17 protein-coding genes and 1 pseudogene are annotated in these 14,287 nt (G+C 60.4%); 13 read left to right on the top strand and 5 right to left on the bottom strand.

Translation table 11 applies throughout. From position 1 onward, the window contains the following. Positions 1-13: 13 nt before the first annotated feature. The gene (locus N438_RS12435) at positions 14-1,312 is read right to left on the bottom strand and encodes an inorganic triphosphatase (RefSeq protein ID WP_022064948.1); all 1,299 of its coding nucleotides are present in this window, start codon (positions 1,310-1,312) and stop codon (positions 14-16) included. Between the two features lie 214 nt (positions 1,313-1,526). Here N438_RS12435 and N438_RS12440 point away from each other — a divergent pair, with 214 nt between their 5' ends. Next, the gene (locus N438_RS12440) at positions 1,527-2,147 is read left to right on the top strand and encodes a TIGR04211 family SH3 domain-containing protein (RefSeq protein ID WP_008806527.1); all 621 of its coding nucleotides are present in this window, start codon (positions 1,527-1,529) and stop codon (positions 2,145-2,147) included. A gap of 61 nt (positions 2,148-2,208) precedes the next feature. Further along, a complete protein-coding gene (locus N438_RS12445) occupies positions 2,209-3,450 on the top strand; it encodes a multifunctional CCA addition/repair protein (protein WP_008806528.1) in 1,242 nt (413 codons plus the stop codon). 11 nt (positions 3,451-3,461) lie between these two features. Here the strand turns inward: N438_RS12445 and bacA are convergent, their stop codons facing one another. Further along, positions 3,462-4,283: an undecaprenyl-diphosphate phosphatase gene (gene bacA / locus N438_RS12450; RefSeq protein WP_008806529.1), complete on the bottom strand. Its 822-nt coding sequence runs from the start codon at positions 4,281-4,283 to the stop codon at positions 3,462-3,464. A gap of 197 nt (positions 4,284-4,480) precedes the next feature. After that, a complete protein-coding gene (gene folB, locus N438_RS12455) occupies positions 4,481-4,864 on the bottom strand; it encodes a bifunctional dihydroneopterin aldolase/7,8-dihydroneopterin epimerase (protein WP_004150923.1) in 384 nt (127 codons plus the stop codon). A gap of 107 nt (positions 4,865-4,971) precedes the next feature. Between folB and plsY the strand changes: the two genes are divergently transcribed. Continuing rightward, a complete protein-coding gene (plsY, locus tag N438_RS12460; RefSeq protein ID WP_008806530.1) occupies positions 4,972-5,589 on the top strand; it encodes a glycerol-3-phosphate 1-O-acyltransferase PlsY in 618 nt (205 codons plus the stop codon). 155 nt (positions 5,590-5,744) lie between these two features. Further along, positions 5,745-5,840 (top strand): hypothetical protein, encoded by a 96-nt coding sequence (locus N438_RS29080; protein ID WP_046881937.1) that lies wholly within the window; start codon positions 5,745-5,747, stop codon positions 5,838-5,840. A 73-nt stretch (positions 5,841-5,913) separates the two neighbouring features. Here N438_RS29080 and N438_RS28765 read toward each other — a convergent pair. Further along, positions 5,914-5,997: pseudogene (locus N438_RS28765) on the bottom strand (short-chain dehydrogenase); the annotation flags it as partial. Here N438_RS28765 and N438_RS12465 point away from each other — a divergent pair. The 8 genes from N438_RS12465 (at position 5,987) to N438_RS12500 (ending at position 12,688) form a co-directional block, all read left to right on the top strand. After that, on the top strand, positions 5,987-6,811 hold the full coding sequence (locus N438_RS12465) for an urease accessory protein UreD (RefSeq protein WP_012967213.1): 825 nt from the start codon (positions 5,987-5,989) through the stop codon (positions 6,809-6,811). The pseudogene N438_RS28765 and the gene N438_RS12465 sit on opposite strands and share 11 nt — an antisense overlap. Positions 6,812-6,820: 9 nt before the next feature. Continuing rightward, the gene (locus N438_RS12470; RefSeq protein ID WP_002916871.1) at positions 6,821-7,123 is read left to right on the top strand and encodes an urease subunit gamma; all 303 of its coding nucleotides are present in this window, start codon (positions 6,821-6,823) and stop codon (positions 7,121-7,123) included. Between the two features lie 9 nt (positions 7,124-7,132). Next, complete coding sequence (locus tag N438_RS12475) at positions 7,133-7,453, top strand: urease subunit beta (RefSeq protein WP_008806532.1); 321 nt, start codon at positions 7,133-7,135, stop codon at positions 7,451-7,453. Further along, positions 7,446-9,149 (top strand): urease subunit alpha, encoded by a 1,704-nt coding sequence (gene ureC, locus N438_RS12480; RefSeq protein ID WP_008806533.1) that lies wholly within the window; start codon positions 7,446-7,448, stop codon positions 9,147-9,149. Before N438_RS12475 ends, ureC begins: the two co-directional genes overlap by 8 nt. Positions 9,150-9,158: 9 nt before the next feature. Continuing rightward, complete coding sequence (ureE, locus tag N438_RS12485; protein ID WP_116696315.1) at positions 9,159-9,626, top strand: urease accessory protein UreE; 468 nt, start codon at positions 9,159-9,161, stop codon at positions 9,624-9,626. Between the two features lies 1 nt (position 9,627). Next, complete coding sequence (locus N438_RS12490) at positions 9,628-10,302, top strand: urease accessory protein UreF (protein WP_008806535.1); 675 nt, start codon at positions 9,628-9,630, stop codon at positions 10,300-10,302. Between the two features lie 8 nt (positions 10,303-10,310). After that, positions 10,311-10,928: an urease accessory protein UreG gene (ureG, locus tag N438_RS12495; RefSeq protein WP_002916877.1), complete on the top strand. Its 618-nt coding sequence runs from the start codon at positions 10,311-10,313 to the stop codon at positions 10,926-10,928. 152 nt (positions 10,929-11,080) lie between these two features. Then, positions 11,081-12,688: a cytosine permease gene (locus N438_RS12500; protein ID WP_032731264.1), complete on the top strand. Its 1,608-nt coding sequence runs from the start codon at positions 11,081-11,083 to the stop codon at positions 12,686-12,688. A 44-nt stretch (positions 12,689-12,732) separates the two neighbouring features. Here N438_RS12500 and tsaD read toward each other — a convergent pair whose 3' ends face one another. Next, positions 12,733-13,746, bottom strand: coding sequence for a tRNA (adenosine(37)-N6)-threonylcarbamoyltransferase complex transferase subunit TsaD (gene tsaD / locus N438_RS12505; RefSeq protein WP_008806537.1), 1,014 nt, complete (start codon positions 13,744-13,746; stop codon positions 12,733-12,735). A 237-nt stretch (positions 13,747-13,983) separates the two neighbouring features. On the opposite strand from tsaD, the gene rpsU reads away from it, so the two are divergent. Further along, a complete protein-coding gene (gene rpsU, locus N438_RS12515) occupies positions 13,984-14,199 on the top strand; it encodes a 30S ribosomal protein S21 (RefSeq protein WP_001144069.1) in 216 nt (71 codons plus the stop codon). Positions 14,200-14,287: the final 88 nt, after the last annotated feature.

Genomic DNA, 14,287 nt, shown 5'->3' on the forward strand with positions numbered 1-14,287 from the left:
CCCTGGCCTGAAATTATCGTTTTCCACTATGCAGCCAGAACGGCTCGGCAGCCAGCGCCTGGCGACGGAAATATTCAAAGACGCTGCGATCGTCATGTGCTATTGCACGGTGAAGCTCCTGCCAGTTCTCCAGCCACGGCGCGACGGCGTCGCCATAGGCGCCCGCCAGCAGCTGGACGCTGTCGATGTCACGGGACAGCTTCGGCAACTGGTCGGCGGCATCTTCGACCGCCAGATGCTGCACGGCGCCGCGCAGCTCGGCCGCCACCCGCGAGAGGTTAATATCGGCAAACCGTTTGAACGATCCGGCTATTTTTTTCTCTCCCGCCTCGTTGAGGAACGGACGCCAGCCGCGCTGGACCAGCCATTCAGTCAGGGCCAGTTTGGCGCCGACGACCTCGGTGCGGAATAACGCCTCGTCGGCGGTGTCCGCGGCCAGCAGAACGGCTTCGGCGTCGTTCAGCAACGCGCGGAGCTGGGTGGTCGCCTTACGCGGCACGATGCCGCCGAACAGCACGAGGGTATGGCGCACGCGGGCTAACGCCAGCAGGATTTCCGCTTTGGCTTTCGCATTGCCGCGCAGCCATACTTCGTCGTGATACAGCCAGTGCGCCAGGGCGCTCTCCAGCGCCGCCTCCAGCCCTTGCTCCACGCTGGCCTTCGCCGCCACCGCCAGCACCGTCAGCGAGGTGACGGGACGCTCGCCATTGCCTTGCGCCAGATGATACCCGCGCGCGGCTTTGCTCAGGCTCCCCTGACGCAGGACGCCGCTCTCCAGCAGACGGTGCGCAAGGCGCAGCAGATCGGCAGTCTCCCCGGCAAGCAGCTCCAGCTCCAGTTCGCAGATCGGCTCCTGATGTTCGCCAGCCTTCACTTCGCCGCGATCGAGGGCGATCTCAATCTCACTATTCCCTTCCTGTATCACCCAACGTTCACGAGCAAAATCAGTGCTGAACAGCGGCTGGACATGCTCCGCCAGTGCGGCCGGGAGCTCGCCTTGCGGCCAGACCTCCGCCGGCAGGCGCTCAAGCGCCAGCTCCGGTTTATCCAGTGGGATATTGTATTCCGGACGCTGGTGCAGCCCCCCTACCACCCGGCCGGCAATTTTCAGCGTCATTTCATAACGCCCCTGGTCGCCGCGGATGCGCAGCCCCATATCGTGACGACGCAGCCAGTTATCGGCGGTTTCGTAATAAATGTTCAGTAACTGGCCCGCAGGCGTATGTTTCGCCTCGAGCGCATTGAGCTGCTCGCGCAGCGTCTCTACCCCATTCTGAGCGACGATAAACTTGAGTTCGATTTCTTGAGCCATGACTGAATTCTTCCGCTTCTGTGCTGCGCCGACAAATTGCGGCGAACTTACGACGATATTTTTTGTCAGTAGATAGTATTTTGCGGCGAATCGCCATGCAACGCGCTTTTTGCCGGGCCACCTCCTGGATGATTCCGATTGTGGTGGAAAACTTTGCGTCGCTCTGGCGATGCCTCTACTATCGTTCCACTTTTTATGACCAAACGATGACCTGATGCCAAAATTACGCCTGATTACTTTTACTTTGCTCGCGCTTAGCGCCGCTACGGCGGTTCACGCAGAAGAAAAGCGCTACGTTTCCGATGAGCTGAACACCTGGGTTCGCAGCGGCCCGGGCGATAATTATCGTCTGGTCGGCACCATCAACGCCGGGGAAGAAGTGTCGGTGCTGCAAACGAACGACAGCACCAGTTACGCGCAGGTCCGCGACAGCAATGGCCGTACCGCCTGGATCCCGTTGAAAGAGCTGAGCAATGAGCCCAGCCTGCGCACCCGCGTCCCGGATCTGGAAAACCAGGTCAAAACGCTGACCGATAAGCTGAACAACATCGACGCCACCTGGAACCAGCGCACGGCGGATATGCAGAAGAAAGTCGCCGGCAGCGACAGCGCGATTAACGCGCTGAAGGACGAGAACCAGAAGTTGAAAAACGAGCTGGTGGTCGCGCAGAAGAAGGTGAATGCGGCGAATCTGCAGCTTGATGACAAACAGCGCACCATTATCATGCAGTGGTTCATGTACGGCGGCGGCGTGCTCGGCGTCGGTCTGCTGCTGGGTCTGGTGCTGCCGCATCTGGTGCCAAGCCGCAAACGTAAAGACCGGTGGATGAACTAATTCGTCTTCTCTGCCAGACTTACGTATCATCTTGCGAAAAACAGATACGGGAGAATCGGGCGTGAAGAGCTATCTGGTCGGCGGTGCGGTGCGCGATGCGCTATTAGGGCTGCCGGTCAAAGACCGAGACTGGGTGGTGGTGGGCGCCACCCCGCAACAGATGCTTGACGCGGGCTACCAACAGGTAGGCCGCGACTTTCCCGTGTTCCTCCATCCGCAAAGCCGGGAGGAGTATGCCCTGGCCCGTACCGAGCGCAAATCCGGCGCGGGCTATACCGGTTTTACCTGCTATGCCGCCCCGGACGTGACCCTCGAAGCCGATCTGCTGCGCCGCGACCTGACGGTCAACGCCCTCGCCCAGGATGCCGATGGCACGATCATCGACCCCTACGGCGGGCAAAACGATCTCCGCCTGCGCCTGCTGCGCCATGTCTCTCCCGCCTTTAGCGAAGATCCGCTGCGCGTGCTGCGTGTGGCGCGCTTTGCTGCCCGCTATGCGCATCTGGGCTTTCGCATTGCCGAAGAAACCCAGGCCCTGATGCATGCGATGGTTGAGGCCGGTGAGCTGGCGCATTTAACGCCGGAGCGGGTGTGGAAAGAGACGGAAAGCGCGTTAACCACCCGCAATCCGCAGGTCTTTTTCCAGACGCTGCGCGACTGCCAGGCTCTTAAGGTGCTGTTTCCGGAAATTGACGCGCTGTACGGCGTGCCGGCCCCGGCGAAGTGGCACCCGGAAATCGATACCGGCCTGCACACCCTGATGACCGTCACGATGGCCGCGATGCTGTCGCCGGATGTCGACGTGCGTTTCGCCACCCTGTGTCATGACCTCGGTAAAGGACTGACGCCGAAAGCGCTCTGGCCGCGTCACCACGGCCATGGCCCGGCGGGCGTCAAGCTGGTAGAACAGATCTGCGCGCGTCTGCGGGTGCCAAACGATATCCGCGATCTCGCGAAACTGGTGGCGGAGTACCATGACTTGATCCACACCCTGCCGATCCTGCAGCCGAAAACCCTCGTCAAACTCTTCGACAGCATTGACGCCTGGCGCAAACCGCAGCGCGTGCAGCAGATCGCCCTCACCAGCGAAGCCGACGTCCGCGGACGCACCGGTTTCGAGGCCAGCGATTACCCGCAAGGGCGCCTGCTTCTGGAGGCCTGGGAAGTGGCGCAGTCTGTCTCCACCAAAGAGGTAGTGGCGGCGGGCTTTAAAGGGGCGGAAATTCGCGAAGAGCTGACGCGGCGGAGAATTGCTGCGGTGGCGCAGTGGAAGGAACAGCGTTGCCCCCAGCCGCAAGGCTGAGGGCACTGGTCTTAGAAGAAGACCACGTAAACGGCTGCCGCCACGATAAAGCGGTAGATAGCGAACGGGATAAACGAGATCCGCTTGATCAGCTGCAGGAAGGTTTTAATCGCAATCAGCGCCACGATAAACGCCATCACGAAGCCGACGGCAAACATCGGCACATCGCCCATGTTCAGGAAGCCGATGCTCTTGTAGACGTCCAGCACGGTGGCGCCCATCATCATCGGTACCGCCAGCAGGAAAGAGAACTCCGACGCCGCGTAGCGGCTGACGCCCATCAGCATGCCGCCGGAGATAGTCGCCCCCGAGCGCGAGAACCCCGGCCACAGCGCCAGACACTGAAAGCAGCCGATGACAAACGCCTGACGATAGGTCATATCGTCAATCCCGACCGCGCGCGGCTGTTTCGGCTTGAGTACTTCCGCCGCAATCAGCAATACGCCGCCGACAATCAGGGCGTACATCACGTTTACCGGGTTAAATAAGGATTTAATGGTGTCGTGGAAAATCAGCCCCAGCACCACCGCGGGGATCATGCCGAGGAGGATATGGATAAGCGACAAGCGACCGCTGCCTTTGCCTTCATGCTCCGGCGGCCTGCCGAAATGGATGCCGATCAGACCGAACAAACGACGCCAGAACATCACCACTACGGCGAGTATCGAGCCTAGCTGAATAACCACTTCAAAGGTATTTGCCGTATCACCTTCAAACCCCAGCAGGTGACCAACAATAATCATATGACCGGTACTGGAAACAGGTAAAAACTCTGTCAACCCCTCAACCACACCCAATATTGCCGCCACCAGCAGCGAGTGTATATCGCTCATTCAATTAAACCCTTTAAAAAGTAAAATGAAAAAAACCAGGAACACATTATCGATCAACAGGCGCAACCCGACAGCCAGAGCGCGCGTAATCCGCAGCGTACAGGAAGTACACACGGATTCGTCCACCGTTCTGGAAGGACATCGCCAGTAAAATTGCCTGATGACCGGATGCTATGACCGGTATAAACGCAATTTGTTTAACAAGTATGACCTGAAAAGTTTTGTTTCAGATTAAGGCCACGTTCAATAATCACACCGACATTTGCCGCGCGGGCCACGGCGCCAGGTTTGCTGACTTTAATACGCACCCATGGCGACTGGAATGTTTCCAGCAGCAGGTCGGCCACTTCTTCCGCCACCCGCTCCACTAACGCGAATTTTCCCCCCTCCACATGCGCGATCACTCGCTCGCTGATATCAGCATAGCTGAGGCAGTCGCTGACATCATCGCTGGCGGCCGCCTTGCGGTTATCCCATGCAATTTCGATATCGAACACCAGCTTCTGCTCAATGGTTTGTTCCCAGTCATAAACACCAATGGTGGTGATTACCGAAAGTTGCTCTATAAATACAATATCCATCACGCCCTGCCTGCTTTTTAGCTAAACCGGATACCACTTCCGGCGAATTATGCGTATTATCCACAGATGCAGAGAATACAACGACATTTTCAAAACGGAACAGCGTTATGAGTGCAATCGCGCCTGGACTGGTACTCCTCGCCTACCTCTGCGGCTCCATTTCCAGCGCCATTCTGGTATGTCGCCTTGCTGGCCTGCCCGACCCACGCGACAGCGGCTCAGGCAACCCCGGGGCCACTAACGTACTACGAATTGGCGGAAAAGGGGCGGCCGTAGCGGTACTTATTTTTGATGTGCTGAAGGGTATGCTCCCGGTGTGGGGCGCCTGGGCGCTGGGCCTTACGCCATTCTGGCTGGGGTTAGTGGCGATTGCCGCCTGCGTGGGCCATATCTGGCCAGTCTTCTTTCATTTCCGCGGCGGTAAAGGCGTCGCCACGGCCTTCGGCGCTATCGCCCCCATCGGTCTCGATCTGACCGGGGTGATGGCCGGGACCTGGCTGCTGACCATCCTGCTCAGCGGCTACTCATCCCTTGGCGCTATCGTCAGCGCGCTTATCGCGCCTTTCTACGTCTGGTGGTTTAAACCGCAGTACACTTTTCCGGTGTCGATGCTCTCCTGCCTGATCCTCCTGCGCCATCACGACAACATTCAGCGTCTGTGGCGCCGCCAGGAGAGCAAAATCTGGACCCGGATGAAGAAGAAAAAAGCGCCAGAGCAGAAATAATCTCCCCTCCCGGCCCCGTCTGCCGGGAGGATCCCCGGGCCTGTTTGCCCATCTCACCCGCACTTTTGCTCCACGTCGTCATGATACGCGGTAATCGCCGCATCCCCCTTTTATAACAACGCGTTATCGGCAACTAAAAGCAAAAGTTCCGCCGCCTGCTGGCATCGGGGACGGGCCCGCCCTCCCGCCTTATCCGCCGCGGCCAGTCAGCGGATAAGGATATTGACGGCAAAGATTATCCGGGTGAATAATCCGGAGCGGTTATACCGCTTTCCCCTCGCGCCCGTCGCGACGCGCCGGGTAACGAATGACATAAGCGTTTCATATGACCGGGAAAATCTCCCGCCGATCAATACTCATTGCTGCTGTTTTATCTTGATTTTGCAGGGGCGCAACATTGCACGGCACCGTGTTACCACCACTCAAAAAAGGCTGGCAGGCCACGCTGGATCTCCGCTTTCAGCAGGCCGGAGGCAAGACCGTTCTCGCCAGCGCCCAACACGTCGGCCCGCTGACCGTCCAGCGCCCGTTTTACCCGGAAGAAGAGACCTGTCACCTCTATCTGCTTCACCCGCCCGGTGGCATCGTCGGCGGTGATGAGCTGACAATTAGCGCCCACCTTGACCCCGGCTGCCATACGCTGATAACCATGCCTGGCGCCAGCAAGTTTTACCGCAGCAGCGGTGCGCAAGCGCTATTGCGCCAGCAGTTGACCCTCGCCCCGCAGGCGACCCTGGAGTGGCTCCCGCAGGATGCCATCTTCTTTCCCGGGGCCAATGCCCGGCTGTCCACCACCTTTCATCTTTGCGCCTCCAGCACGCTGCTGGCCTGGGATCTGCTCTGCCTTGGCCGCCCGGTGATTGGTGAAACCTTCAGCCACGGCACCCTCAGCAACCGGCTGGAAGTGTGGGTGGATGAGAGACCGCTGCTGGTTGAGCGCCTGCACCTGCAGGAGGGAGAGCTGTCCAGCGTCGCCGAACGTCCCTGGGTCGGCACTTTGCTGTGCTATCCGGCTACCGATGCCCTGCTCGACGGGGTGCGCGACGCGCTGGCGCCGCTCGGCCTCTACGCCGGCGCCAGCCTGACCGACCGCCTGCTGACGGTGCGTTTCCTCAGTGACGATAATCTGATTTGCCAACAGGTGATGCGCGACGTCTGGCAGTTTCTGCGCCCTCATCTCACCGGCAAATCCCCCGTACTTCCCCGAATCTGGCTGACTTAAGAGAACGTTATGGAACTGACCCCCCGAGAAAAAGACAAGCTGTTGCTGTTTACCGCCGCGCTGGTGGCGGAACGCCGCCTGGCCCGCGGCCTGAAGCTCAACTATCCGGAGTCCGTGGCCCTCATCAGCGCCTTTATTATGGAAGGCGCCCGCGACGGCAAAAGCGTGGCCTCACTGATGGAGGAAGGCCGTCACGTCCTGACCCGCGAGCAGGTGATGGAGGGCGTCCCGGAAATGATCCCGGATATCCAGGTCGAAGCCACCTTTCCGGACGGTTCGAAGCTGGTCACCGTTCACAACCCGATAATCTGAGGTAGCGCCATGATCCCCGGTGAATATCACGTTAAGCCCGGTCAGATAGCCCTGAATACCGGCCGGGCGACCTGCCGCGTGGTCGTTGAGAACCACGGCGATCGACCGATTCAGGTCGGTTCGCACTACCATTTCGCCGAGGTCAACCCGGCGCTGAAGTTCGACCGTCAGCAGGTCACTGGCTATCGCCTGAATATCCCGGCCGGCACGGCGGTACGTTTTGAACCCGGCCAGAAACGCGAGGTCGAGCTGGTGGCCTTCGCCGGTCACCGCGCTGTCTTCGGCTTCCGCGGCGAGGTCATGGGCCCTCTGGAGGCAAACGATGAGTAATATTTCACGCCAGGCCTATGCCGATATGTTCGGCCCCACCGTCGGCGACAAGGTGCGCCTGGCCGATACCGAGCTGTGGATCGAGGTGGAAGATGATTTGACCACCTACGGAGAAGAGGTCAAATTCGGCGGCGGCAAAGTGATCCGCGACGGGATGGGTCAGGGACAGATGCTGGCCGCCGACTGTGTCGACCTGGTGCTCACCAACGCGCTGATCGTTGATCACTGGGGGATCGTCAAGGCCGATATCGGCGTGAAGGACGGCCGGATCTTCGCCATCGGCAAAGCCGGCAATCCCGATATCCAGCCCAACGTCACCATCCCCATCGGCGCCGCGACGGAAGTGATTGCCGCCGAAGGCAAGATCGTCACCGCCGGCGGGATCGATACCCATATTCACTGGATCTGTCCGCAACAGGCGGAAGAGGCGCTGGTCTCCGGCGTGACCACCATGGTCGGCGGCGGCACCGGCCCGGCCGCAGGCACCCACGCCACCACCTGTACTCCGGGCCCGTGGTATATCTCACGCATGCTGCAGGCGGCCGACAGCCTGCCGGTCAATATCGGCCTGCTGGGCAAGGGCAACGTTTCTCAGCCGGATGCCCTGCGCGAGCAGGTGGCGGCGGGCGTCATTGGCCTGAAAATCCACGAGGACTGGGGCGCCACGCCGGCGGCGATCGACTGTGCGTTAACCGTCGCCGATGAAATGGACATTCAGGTCGCCCTGCACAGCGACACCCTCAATGAGTCCGGTTTTGTGGAAGACACCCTCGCCGCCATCGGCGGGCGCACTATTCACACCTTCCATACCGAAGGGGCCGGCGGCGGCCATGCGCCGGACATCATCACCGCCTGCGCCCACCCGAACATTTTACCGTCGTCCACCAACCCAACGCTGCCCTACACCCTCAACACCATCGATGAACATCTCGATATGCTGATGGTCTGCCACCATCTGGACCCGGACATTGCTGAGGACGTGGCCTTTGCCGAATCGCGCATTCGCCGGGAAACCATCGCCGCGGAAGACGTGCTGCACGACCTCGGCGCCTTCTCGCTCACCTCCTCCGATTCGCAGGCCATGGGTCGCGTCGGGGAAGTGGTCCTCCGCACCTGGCAGGTGGCGCACCGCATGAAGGTGCAGCGCGGAGCGCTGGCGGAAGAGACCGGGGATAACGACAACTTCCGTGTGAAGCGCTACATCGCCAAATACACTATCAACCCGGCGCTGACCCACGGCATCGCGCACGAAGTCGGATCCATTGAGGTGGGTAAGCTGGCGGACCTCGTGGTTTGGTCACCAGCCTTCTTTGGTGTGAAACCGGCCACCGTGATCAAAGGCGGCATGATCGCCATCGCGCCGATGGGCGATATCAATGCCTCGATTCCGACCCCGCAGCCGGTGCACTACCGTCCGATGTTTGGCGCCCTGGGCAGCGCCCGCCATCACTGCCGCCTCACCTTCCTGTCGCAGGCGGCGGCGGACAACGGCGTTGCCGAACGGCTGAACCTGCGCAGCGCGATCGCCGTGGTAAAAGGCTGCCGTACGGTGCAGAAAGCCGACATGGTGCACAACAGCCTGCAGCCTAACATCACCGTCGACGCGCAGACTTATGAGGTGCGGGTGGATGGCGAACTCATCACCAGCGAGCCGGCAGACGTTCTGCCGATGGCGCAACGATATTTTCTGTTTTAAGGAGAGCGGATGCTTTATTTAACTCAACGTCTGGAAACCCCCGCCGCCGCGACCGCCAGCGTTACGCTGCCGATTGACGTTCGCGTCAAAAGCCGGGTTAAGGTCACCCTCAACGATGGCCGGGAAGCCGGTCTGCTGCTGCCCCGCGGCCTGCTGCTGCGCGGCGGCGATGTGCTCAGCAACGAAGAAGGCACCGAGTTTGTGCAGGTGATTGCCGCTGATGAAGGGGTGTCGGTAGTGCGCTGCGACGATCCGTTTATGCTGGCGAAGGCCTGCTACCACCTCGGCAACCGTCACGTGCCGCTGCAGATCATGCCGGGCGAGCTGCGCTACCATCACGATCACGTGCTGGACGATATGCTGCGCCAGTTCGGCCTGACGGTGACCTTCGGCCAGCTGCCGTTCGAGCCGGAAGCCGGCGCTTACGCCAGCGAAAGCCACGGTCATCATCATGCCCACCGCGCTCACAGCCACTAGCATGTCGACAGCGGAACAACGCCTGCGGCTGATGCAGCTGGCCAGCAGCAACCTGCCGATAGGCGGTTACAGCTGGTCCCAGGGGCTGGAGTGGGCTGTGGAAGCCGGCTGGGTGCCGGACGTCGCGGCCTTCGAGCGCTGGCAGCGACGCCAGATGACGGAAGGCTTTTTTACCGTTGACCTGCCGCTGTTCGCCCGCCTGTACCGCGCCTGCGAACAAGGCGATATCGCTGCGGCCCAGCGCTGGACCGCCTATCTGCTGGCCTGCCGGGAAACTCGTGAACTGCGGGAGGAAGAACGCAACCGCGGCGCGGCGTTTGCCCGTCTGCTGAGCGACTGGCAGCCGGACTGTCCGCCGGCGTGGCGCACGCTGTGCCAGCAAAGCCAGCTCGCCGGGATGGCCTGGCTCGGCGTGCGCTGGCGCATCGCGCTGCCCGAGATGGCCCTCAGCCTGGGCTACAGCTGGATTGAGAGCGCCGTGATGGCCGGCGTCAAGCTGGTGCCCTTCGGTCAGCAGGCCGCCCAGCAGCTGATTTTACGTCTTTGCGACCACTACGCGGCCGAGATGCCCCGCGCGCTGGCCGCGCCGGACGGCGATATCGGATCGGCCACCCCGCTCGCCGCTATCGCCTCGGCCCGGCATGAAACCCAATACTCCCGATTATTCCGTTCCTAGGAGAAGCCATGAACTCTTATAAACACCCGCTGCGCGTCGGCGTCGGCGGCCCGGTCGGCTCCGGTAAAACCGCTCTGCTGGAAGCGCTGTGCAAAGCGATGCGTGATACCTGGCAGCTGGCGGTGGTCACTAACGACATCTATACCAAAGAAGATCAGCGCATCCTCACCGAAGCGGGCGCGCTGGCGCCTGAACGCATCGTCGGTGTGGAAACCGGCGGCTGCCCGCATACGGCGATCCGCGAAGATGCCTCAATGAACCTCGCCGCCGTGGAAGCGCTGAGTGAAAAGTTCGGTAACCTCGACCTTATCTTCGTGGAAAGCGGCGGCGACAACCTGAGCGCCACCTTCAGCCCGGAGCTGGCGGATCTGACCATCTACGTCATCGACGTGGCCGAAGGGGAGAAGATCCCGCGCAAAGGCGGACCGGGGATCACCAAATCCGATTTCCTGGTGATCAATAAAACCGACCTTGCCCCCTATGTGGGCGCGTCGCTGGAGGTGATGGCAAGCGATACCCAGCGTATGCGCGGCGATCGCCCATGGACCTTCACCAACCTGAAGCAGGGCGACGGCCTGAGCACCATTATCGCCTTCCTTGAAGACAAAGGCATGCTCGGCAAATAGGCCTGTTGCACCAGCCGGGCGCAGGCGCGTCCGGATGGTGCAGCCCCTGCTCTCTCTTCTATCACCCTGCACCATCCTCCCCGCCACGCCTGCCCTGCAATATGGCATAAGGTTTGCTAATTCAAGTCATGCCTAACCATTAAGGAATGACTATGTCATCACTGGATCTCAACCCTGAATTACCTGCGACAACGCGGACTTCCGGCTCCCGGGAAACCTTAGAAGATTACACCTTACGTTATGCCCCGCTGAGCTTCCGCCGCTGGGGACCGGGCGTCGTCGCGGTCACGGCGCTGGGCGGCATCGCCTACCTGGCCGACTTTTCCATCGGCGCCAGCATCGGTATGGCCTGGGGCACCAGCAACGCCATCTATTCGATCCTGGTGGCGGCGCTGGTGATCTTCCTCACCGGCATTCCGCTGGCGATCACCGCCGCGCGCTACAACATTGACCTTGACCTGATCACCCGTAGCGCCGGCTTCGGCTATTTCGGCTCGGTGATCACCAGCATTATTTTTGCCGGCTTCACCTTTATCTTCTTCGCCCTCGAAGGCTCGATCATGGCCCAGGGGCTGCTGGTGGGCCTCGGGATCCCGCTGTGGATGGGGTATCTGATCGCCACCCTGATGGTGCTCCCGCTGGTGGTCTATGGCATGAAAGCCCTGACCCGCCTGCAGGTATGGACCACCCCGCTGTGGCTGGTGCTGATGGTGGTGCCGGTGGTGTGGCTGATTGTCAAAGATCCGCAGCTGGTGGACGGCTTCCTGCATTTCGCCGGTAAAAACAGCGCGTCGACGGTGGATATCACCGCCATCATGCTCGGCGCCGGGGTATGCCTGTCGCTGATCATGCAGATTGGCGAGCAAATTGATTACCTGCGCTTTATGCCGCCTAAGACCGCGGAGAACCGTAAAAGCTGGTGGCTGGCGGTCTTTTCCGCCGGCCCGGGCTGGGTGGTGTTAGGCGCGATCAAACAGATCATCGGCGCCTTCCTCGGCTTCTATCTGTTGACCCGTTTCCCGGCGGTGCACAATACCGAACCGGTGCAGCAGTTCGTCAGCGTCTTCGATAACCTGGTGCCCGGCTGGCTGGCCCTGACGCTGGCGGTGGTGCTGGTGGTGATCTCGCAGATAAAAATTAATGTCACCAATGCCTATTCAGGCTCGCTGGCGTGGACCAGCGCCTGGACCCGCACCACCAAACGCTATCCGGGACGGATTATTTTTGTGGTGGTCAACCTGGCGATTGCCCTGGCCCTGATGGAAGGCGATATGTTCAGCGCCTTGTCGTGGATCCTCGGCTTTTACTCCAACTTCGCCATCGCCTGGGTCGTGGTGGTGGCGACCGACATCACCTTTAATAAAGGCTTGCTCAAGCTGGCGCCGGCGCAGCCGGAGTATCGTCGCGGCATGATCTACAACGTTAACCCGGTGGGCGTGGTCTCCTTTGGTCTGGCCGCCGGGCTGTCGATCTGCGCCTTCTTCGGCCTGCTGGGCGCGACGCTGGCGCCGTTCTCGCCGCTGATTGCGCTGGTCGTCGCCTTTGTCATGACCCCGCTGATGGGGATCCTTACCCGCGGGCGCTACTATATTAAGCAGGTGGATGACGGCATCGCCGAGCCGCGCTATGACGCGGCGGGGAACGCCTCCACCACCGTGTATCAATGCGTTAGCTGTGAGGAAGAGTACGAGCGCCCGGATGTGATGCACTCACACAAGCATCAGGGAGCCATCTGCTCGCTGTGTAAAAGTATGGAGTAGTCAGAAAGGCAGGCCGACGTGACGTCGGCCTGTTTCAGGATGCGTTAGGCGGCAGGCAGCTCGGCCAGCGGCCAGCGCGGGCGAACCGTCACGCCGAGCTCGGCTTTGGCGCCGGTTTGCAGACGCACCATGCCGGCGTAGGCGATCATCGCGCCGTTGTCAGTACAGAACTCAGGGCGGGCGTAGAACACCTCGCCGCCGCGTTTTTGCATCATCTCCGCCAGCTTCGCCCGCAGGGTACGGTTGGCGCTCACGCCTCCCGCCATCACCAGACGCTTAAAGCCGGTTTGCTCCAGCGCGCGGCGACATTTAATCATCAGCGTATCGACGACCGCATCCTCAAATGCCCGGGCGATGTCGGCGCGGGTTTGCTCATCGTCGCCATTATTACGAATGGTGTTGGCGGCGAAAGTTTTCAGGCCTGAGAAGCTGAAATCGAGCCCCGGGCGGTCGGTCATCGGCCGCGGGAAGACAAAGCGGCCTTCGGTGCCCTGAGCGGCCATTTTCGACAGCATCGGCCCGCCGGGATAATCCAGTCCCAGCAGTTTCGCCGTCTTATCAAAGGCTTCGCCCGCCGCATCGTCAATCGACTCGCCCAGCAGTTCATACTGACCAATACCAGTGACGCTAATCAACTGGGTGTGGCCGCCGGAAACCAGCAGCGCGACGAACGGGAACGCCGGTGGGTTATCTTCCAGCATCGGCGCCAGCAGGTGCCCTTCCATATGGTGTACCGGGATCGCCGGCACGTTCCAGGCGAAGGCCAGCGACCGGCCAACGGTCGCCCCGACCAGCAGCGCGCCGACCAGGCCAGGACCCGCCGTATAGGCGACGGCGTCGATATCTTTCGCCGTCAGACCGGCTTCTTTCAGCGCCGCCTGGATCAGCGGCACCGTTTTGCGCACGTGGTCGCGCGATGCCAGCTCCGGCACCACGCCGCCGTAGTCCGCATGCAGTTTCACCTGACTATACAGTTGGTTGGCTAACAGACCTTGCTGGTCGTCATAAATCGCGATGCCGGTTTCATCGCAGGATGTTTCAATGCCCAGTACACGCATGAGTTGTTTTACCTCGCTTCAATACCGCGCAGTGTAGGTCCAATGACCGGCGATGTAAAACTTTGCTCACCCCTGGTGCTCTCTTCGTGTATACTCCTCACCCTTATAAAAGTCCCTTTCAAAAAAGGCGCCGGTGCTTTACAAAGCAGCAGTAGTTGCAGTAAAATTCCGCACCATTTTGAAATAAGCTGGCATTGCGGCCAGCGGCAAACCGAATTAATCAAAGGTGAGAGGCACATGCCGGTAATTAAAGTACGTGAAAACGAGCCGTTCGACGTAGCTCTGCGTCGCTTCAAGCGTTCCTGCGAAAAAGCAGGTGTTCTGGCGGAAGTTCGTCGTCGTGAGTTCTATGAAAAACCGACTACCGAACGTAAGCGCGCTAAAGCTTCTGCAGTGAAACGTCACGCGAAGAAACTGGCTCGCGAAAACGCACGCCGTACTCGTCTGTACTAATCTGTTGAGAGCGACGCTCTCAATTCAGACCGAGTTGTAGTTGTAAGGCCGTGCTTCCGAAAGGAATGCGCGGCTTATTTTCGTTTAT

Source organism: Klebsiella sp. GL120222-02, assembly GCF_003097195.1.
In the GTDB taxonomy this organism is placed as follows: Bacteria; Pseudomonadota; Gammaproteobacteria; order Enterobacterales; family Enterobacteriaceae; genus Klebsiella; species Klebsiella variicola.